The sequence below is a fragment of the Plastoroseomonas hellenica genome (assembly GCF_018129085.1).
GTDB classification, from domain to species: Bacteria; Pseudomonadota; Alphaproteobacteria; order Acetobacterales; family Acetobacteraceae; genus Plastoroseomonas; species Plastoroseomonas hellenica.
Map to the genome: position 1 here is coordinate 1 of NZ_JAAGBB010000122.1, position 4,052 is coordinate 4,052.

Genomic DNA, 4,052 nt, shown 5'->3' on the forward strand with positions numbered 1-4,052 from the left:
CGCCGCGCTGACCGCGGCGCGCGAGGCCGCCGACGCCTGGATCGCCGCATGAGCGTCGCCGGCCTGCTCTGGCGCGGCGCGGCGACGCTCGCCGCCCCCCTGCTGCCGCTCTATCTCCGCAGCCGGGCCGAGCGCGGGAAGGAGATCGCGGAGCGGCTGCCCGAACGGCACGGGGACGGTGCCGCCCGCCCGCCCGGCCCGCTCTTCTGGTTCCATGCCGCGAGCGTCGGCGAGACGCTCTCGATCCTGCCGCTGCTGCCGGTCATGCTGCGCGGCCGGCCGGGGCTGCATGTCCTGGTCACCACCGGCACCGTCACCTCCGCGACCCTGCTCGCGCAGCGGCTGCCGGCCGATGTCGCGCCCCGGGTGCTGCATCGCTTCGTGCCGCTCGACGTGCCCGCCTGGGCGCGCCGCTTCCTCGATGCCTGGCGCCCGGATGCCGGCGCCTTCGTCGAGAGCGAGCTGTGGCCGAACCTGCTGGCCGCCGCCGCGGAACGCCGCATCCCCATGGCGCTGGTCAACGGGCGGATGTCCGTGCGCTCCGCCCGCCGCTGGGGCTGGCTGCCGGCGCTGGCGCGGCAGACGCTGTCGCGCTTCGACGTTGTCCTGGCGCAGTCGCCGGGCGATGCGGAGCGCCTGGCGGCGCTGGGCGGCCGGCCGGTCTCCGCCCCCGGCAACCTCAAATTCGCCGCCGACCCGCTGCCCGCGGACCCGGCTGCGCTCGCCGCCGTCCGGGCGCTCACCGCTGGCCGGCCAGTCTGGCTCGCCGCCAGCACCCATCCGGGGGAGGAGGCGATGATCGCCGCCGCCCACCGGATCCTGGCCCCCGCGCGCCCCGGCCTGCTCACCATCATCGTCCCGCGCCACCCCGAGCGCGGCCCGGCCGTCGCGGCCGAGCTCGGCACCGCAAGCCGCCGCGCCGCCGGCGCCGAGCCGGGGCCGGACGCCACCATCCACATCGCCGATACGCTGGGCGAGCTCGGCCTGTTCTACCGCCTGGCCGATGCGGCTGTTATCGGCGGGTCCCTGGTGCCGCATGGCGGGCAGAACCCGCTGGAGCCGGCGCGACTCGGCTGCCCGATCCTCGCCGGGCCACACATGCACAACTTCGCGGAGATCGTCGGGGCGCTGGAAGCCGCGGGCGGCATACGTCGGCTGGCCGCCTCGCCGGCCGCGCTGGCGGACGCGGTGGATGCCGTGCTATCGAGCCCCGACTATGGGCGGTCCATGGCCGGAGCGGCCGCCCTGGTCGCCGCCCAGCAGGCGGAGCTGCCCGAGCGGGTCGCCGCGGCGTTACTGCCGCTGCTGCCGGCACAGGATACCGAAGAAGGACGGGTTACGGTCGAGGCCTGATGCGCGCCCCAGATTTCTGGAGCGGCGGCGGCGGTGTGCTGCCCCTGCTCCTCTCCCCCATCGCCGCGCTCTATGCGCGGTCGACCGCGCGCCGCATGGCGCGGCCCGGCTGGAAAGCCTCGGTGCCGGTGCTCTGCTGCGGCAATGCCACCGCCGGCGGCGCCGGCAAGACCACCGTGGCGCTCGACCTCGGCAAGCGCCTGGCGGATCGCAATATCGCCGCGCATTTCCTGCTGCGCGGTTATGGCGGCCGCGTGAAGGGCCCGCTGGTGGTCGGCCCCGGCCATGACAGCCGCGATGTCGGCGACGAAGCGCTGCTGCTGGCCGCGGCAGGGCCCACCGTGGTCAGTGCCGACCGCGCTGCCGGCGCCAGGCTGGCGATCGAGCAGGGCGCCCAGGCCATCGTCATGGATGACGGGCTGCAGAACCCGACGCTCGAGAAGGACTTGTCGCTGCTGGTGATCGACGGCAGCTCGGGCTTCGGCAATGGCCGCGTCATCCCCTCCGGCCCGCTGCGGGAACCGGTCGCTGCCGCCGCCGCCCGCAGCCATGCCGCGATCCTGGTCGGCGAGGACGAATGCGGCGCGCTGGCCATGCTGCCGCCGACCTTGCCCGTGCTGCGCGCCCGCCTGACCCAGGGGCCGGAGGCCGCGACGCTCTCCGGCCGGCCGGTCTACGCCTTCTGCGGCATCGCCAACCCGCGCAAGTTCTTCGCGACGCTCCAGGAAGCGGGGGCCGTGCTGGCCGGACGCCAGAGCTACGCCGACCACTACCCCTATGATTCCGGCGACATGCGCGAGATCCTGGCCGAGGCCGAGGCGCTGCGCGCCACCCCGGTGACGACGCCCAAGGACTTCGTGCGCATCCCGCCCGCCTTCCGCAGCCGGGTGACGACGGTCAGCGTGCGGCTGGAATGGGAGGCTCCCGCCCAGGTGGAAGCCCTGCTCGACACGCTGGTGGCGCGGGTCGCGGAGCCGGCGTGAGCGGCGCATCCCGGGGGGCGGCGCCTTCCCCGGGGCGGCGCCTCTCCTGGCTCTTCGAGGCCTTCCTCGCCCGTGCCGCCCTCTCGGTCTTCGCCGCCCTGCCGCCGGCTGCCGCGTCCCGCCTCGGCGCCCGGCTGGCGCGGCTTTTCGGCCCGCTGCTGGCGGCGCAGCGGCGCGGCGCGGCCAATCTCCACCTCGCTTTGCCGGAGCGGGCCGCCGAGCATCCCGCCATCCTCAGCGCCGCCTGGGCCAATCTCGGCGCCACCGTCGCGGAGCTCGCGCATCTCGACCGGCTCGCCATCGAGATCGAGGGCGCCGAGCACCTGCCCGCCACCGGCCCGGCGCTGCTGGTCTCCGCGCATCTCGCGAATTGGGAAGCGCTGCCGGGGGCGCTGCTGGCGCGCGGCATCGCCATGGGCGCCATCTACCGCGCCCCCGACAATCCCCGGGTTGCGGCGCTGCTGGCGCGGCGGCGCGGGCATGGCCTGCCGATGTTCCCGAAGGGTGCCGCCGGCGCCCGCGGCGCGCTGCGCTTCATGGCGGAGGGCGGCATCCTCGGCCTTCTGGCCGACCAGAAGATGAATGACGGCATCGCGGCGCCCTTCTTCGGCCATCTGGCGATGACGCCGGCCGCGCCGGCCGCGCTCGCGCTGCGGTTTCGTTGCCCGGTGGTCCCGGGCCGGGTGGAACGGCTCGGCCCCGCCCGCTTCCGCGTCACCGCCGAGCCGCCGCTGATGCTGCCCGACAGCGGCGACCGCGCCGCGGACCTCGCCGCGCTGACCGGCGCGATCAATGCTCGGATCGAGGCCTGGATCCGGGCGCGGCCCGGGGATTGGCTGTGGTTCCATCGCCGCTGGCCGAAATCCGCCCGCTGACCGCGAACGAATCGGCGCGAACCCTTTGTTTGATCGCGTGATTCAGACTTTTCGGCCGATCGGCCTCAAGTCATCACGCTCGTATTTCGATACGTAACAGGCCTTGCTATACCGTCCAGACGGTATAGCTACCCGGCATGGACAGTGTCCCGCCCGAGAAGCCGCTCGACGCCCGCACCCGCATCCTCGATGCGGCGGAGGCGCTGGTGCATGACAAGGGGGTCTCCGGCCTGACGCTGGAGGCGGCGGCGAAGCTCGCGGGCGTCTCCAAGGGCGGGCTGCTCTACCACTTCGCCTCCAAGGAGGCGCTGCTGATCGCCGCGCTGAAGCGCCTGGCCGAGTATTTCCGCTCCGAATTCGAAGCCGGCGTCGCCGCCCAGCCGGAAGGGCCCGGGCGCATCTCGCGCGCGACCATCGCCTGGGCCTTCGGCGACGACGAGGCCTGCGCCTATGACGAGCGGGACGGGCGCGCCGCCGCCGTCTACCTCGCCGCCTTCCACCACGACCCGGCGCTGCTCGACCCCGTGCGAGCGATCTACGCCGACATCCTGCAGGGCGTGGCGCAGGACGGGCTGCCGCCCGGCCATGGCGCCGCGATCATGGCGGCGGCCGATGGCGCCCTGATGTGGCGGATCTTCCGGCTGCGCGCCCTGCCTGCCGAGGACCGGCGCGGGATCGCCGCGGCACTCACTCGCCTGCTGGAGCCCGCCCCATGACCCGCCGCGGCAAGATCACGCTCGGCCTCGTCGCGCTGGCCGCGATCGGCGGCGCCATGCTGCTGCAGGCCGGCCGTGCCGCGCCGGAAGGCCCGCCCGCGCCGATCGCGGCGCTGCCCGGCGTC

At 74.8% G+C, this 4,052-nt stretch carries 4 protein-coding genes; all 4 read left to right on the forward strand.

The window, feature by feature from the left end; genetic code table 11:
- Positions 1-48: 48 nt before the first annotated feature.
- Positions 49-1,353 (forward strand): 3-deoxy-D-manno-octulosonic acid transferase, encoded by a 1,305-nt coding sequence (locus GXW71_RS34240; protein WP_211858519.1) that lies wholly within the window; start codon positions 49-51, stop codon positions 1,351-1,353.
- Positions 1,353-2,336, forward strand: coding sequence for a tetraacyldisaccharide 4'-kinase (gene lpxK, locus GXW71_RS34245; RefSeq protein ID WP_211858525.1), 984 nt, complete (start codon positions 1,353-1,355; stop codon positions 2,334-2,336). Before GXW71_RS34240 ends, lpxK begins: the two co-directional genes overlap by 1 nt.
- Positions 2,333-3,211, forward strand: coding sequence for a lysophospholipid acyltransferase family protein (locus tag GXW71_RS34250; protein ID WP_367617425.1), 879 nt, complete (start codon positions 2,333-2,335; stop codon positions 3,209-3,211). The genes lpxK and GXW71_RS34250 overlap by 4 nt, the downstream gene beginning before the upstream one ends.
- A gap of 137 nt (positions 3,212-3,348) precedes the next feature.
- Positions 3,349-3,927: a TetR/AcrR family transcriptional regulator gene (locus GXW71_RS34255; RefSeq protein WP_211858529.1), complete on the forward strand. Its 579-nt coding sequence runs from the start codon at positions 3,349-3,351 to the stop codon at positions 3,925-3,927.
- Positions 3,928-4,052: the final 125 nt, after the last annotated feature.